The sequence below is a fragment of the Phytoactinopolyspora endophytica genome, assembly GCF_004138495.1.
In the GTDB taxonomy this organism is placed as follows: domain Bacteria; phylum Actinomycetota; class Actinomycetes; order Jiangellales; family Jiangellaceae; genus Phytoactinopolyspora; species Phytoactinopolyspora endophytica.
The window spans coordinates 1-1,641 of the sequence record NZ_ML142875.1 but is presented as its reverse complement, the minus strand read 5'-3'; the positions used below and the strand labels follow the sequence as shown (position 1 = coordinate 1,641).

The window sequence follows — 1,641 nt, the reverse complement described above, 5'->3', positions numbered from 1 at the left end:
CTCGAAAGGATCACGCGGTGGCCGCACTTCGTCACGTCAACACGACGAGCAGCGACCGCGCTACACCACTATGAGGGACTCAACTAACGCGTCATACCTGAACATAGTGCGGCGCCCTTCCGGGCCCACCTCCGCACACCGCCTCTGACCCAACTACTTCAAATCGGACAGGTCGACCCTTCCTCGTAAAATCCGCACGTCTCACTCCAGTATCTGCCACCACGGCAACGATAGGCCGAACAGCACCGGGAGCACGCGATCATCACCATTGGATGGCGTCTGAGTCCGGCCATCTTCGCGCACATCTGCCGTGGCATAAGTTTGGAGGCCCCCATCGCCGACAACGCAAGCATCAGCGGGCCGCTCACGTATCGGTGATGCGCCCCGTTATTCGTGATGCCGTACGAGGGTGCGGCGGACCTAGGAGAGGATCGAGCGTGAAGAAGTACATACTCTTCGACCATGATGGCGTCCTCGTGGATACCGAGTTCTGGTACTACAAGGCTGGGGAACGTGCCCTGGCCGATGTGGGGCTGACGCTGGACAAGGATCGGTACCTCCGGGACATGAACCAGGGATTGGGCACCTGGGCCCAAGCTAGGGCGGCAGGTATCGACGAGCAGACCATCGGCAGACAGCGCAAGGCGCGCGATGACTACTACCAGGAATACCTGAGAACAGAGAGCATCGAGATCGAAGGCGTCATCGAGGCACTCGCCGAGCTGTCACAGCACGCCCGCATGGCCATTGTGACGACTGCCAAACGTGCGGACTTTGAGCTCATCCACGAGAAGCGACACATCAGACAGTTCATGGACTTTGTTCTCGTTCGCGAAGACTACGAGCTGGCCAAGCCGCACCCCGAGCCTTACCTGACCGGCTTGAAGCGCTTCGGAGCCACAAAGGAAGCGACACTAATCGTGGAGGACTCTCCCCGAGGGCTGAAGTCAGCCGTGGCGGCCGGCATCGACTGTGCCATCGTCCACAACGACTTCACCCATTCACCCGACTTCTCCGAGGCCAGCTATCGAATCGAGGCCCTAATCGAGCTCAGGGACATCGTCGTCGGCGAGACCTAACGGAGACCAGCGAGTTCAGTCACATCGTGTGGTGTGACCTGGAAGTGATTCTCCTGAAGATTCATTCCCTCTCGCCGTGGGACACGAAGATCGTCAACTCCTGTCACGTGCCGGATCTCTACAAGCCAACGGTGAACGTCTACATCTGTCGCGAGGACGATGACATACTCGATGATCCCCGGACCTACCGCGAGAACATCATGCCGCGCGGGTCATACCGCGGCCACCACTTCGGGCCGCCTGCGCGCCTGAAGACCATCGATGACAGGAACATCGCATCTTTCATCCCGATCTCGGAATGATCATCTGGAGTCTCGTCGTCAAGTACGTGCCAACCGTGTATGCGATCCGGGCAGACATGCTTCGAACGTATGCGCCACGTCGGCTCAGCACGAACCGATCACCCTGCGGCGTTCAGGCAACTGACCCAACTTTGGAGACACCAAACCAAGATCGTCTCCAAGAATTCTCCAAACTAGTGTGTCGAGCCGTTATTTCATACGTTAAGTGAATAGACTGCCTGTATGTTGGACACGGTGTCGGCTGCTGCTGAGTTCGTACT

The 1,641-nt window shown here is 58.3% G+C and carries 2 protein-coding genes; both read left to right on the top strand.

From position 1 onward, the window contains the following. Positions 1 to 437 precede the first annotated feature (437 nt). Positions 438 to 1,079, top strand: coding sequence for an HAD family hydrolase (locus tag ELR45_RS31835; protein WP_129669875.1), 642 nt, complete (start codon positions 438 to 440; stop codon positions 1,077 to 1,079). A gap of 26 nt (positions 1,080 to 1,105) precedes the next feature. Beyond that, positions 1,106 to 1,381, top strand: a complete 276-nt coding sequence (locus ELR45_RS31830) for a hypothetical protein (protein ID WP_165368280.1) — start codon at positions 1,106 to 1,108, stop codon at positions 1,379 to 1,381. Positions 1,382 to 1,641: the final 260 nt, after the last annotated feature.